This is a genomic window from Cupriavidus sp. SIMBA_020 (genome assembly GCF_046535395.1).
GTDB lineage: Bacteria > Pseudomonadota > Gammaproteobacteria > Burkholderiales > Burkholderiaceae > Cupriavidus > Cupriavidus campinensis.
This window is the reverse complement of record NZ_JAWRWU010001637.1, coordinates 1-237: the sequence shown is the minus strand read 5'-3', so window position 1 is coordinate 237 and position 237 is coordinate 1. Positions and strand designations below refer to the sequence as shown.

1 pseudogene is annotated in these 237 nt (G+C 66.2%); it reads left to right on the top strand.

Going from position 1 to position 237, the window contains the following annotated elements:
* A pseudogene (locus SB751_RS35150) lies at positions 1 to 237 on the top strand (porin); the annotation flags it as partial.

Below are 237 nucleotides of genomic sequence, written 5' to 3'. Positions count from 1 at the left end.
CTATCACCGCACATCGCCGTATCAGGACGCGCTGTACAACGTGGACGGGTCCAGCCAGGCGCTCAATACGTCGGGAACACCGCTCACGCACGGGCGCGGCACATGGGGTTTCTACGGACAGGCGAGAAAAGTGGTGTGGCGCGCGGACGAAGCCTCCGGCCCGGTGCCGCGCAACGTTGCCCTGTACGGCGGCGCGTTCATCACACCAGGCCCGGGCCAGAGCTATCCGATCGAAGC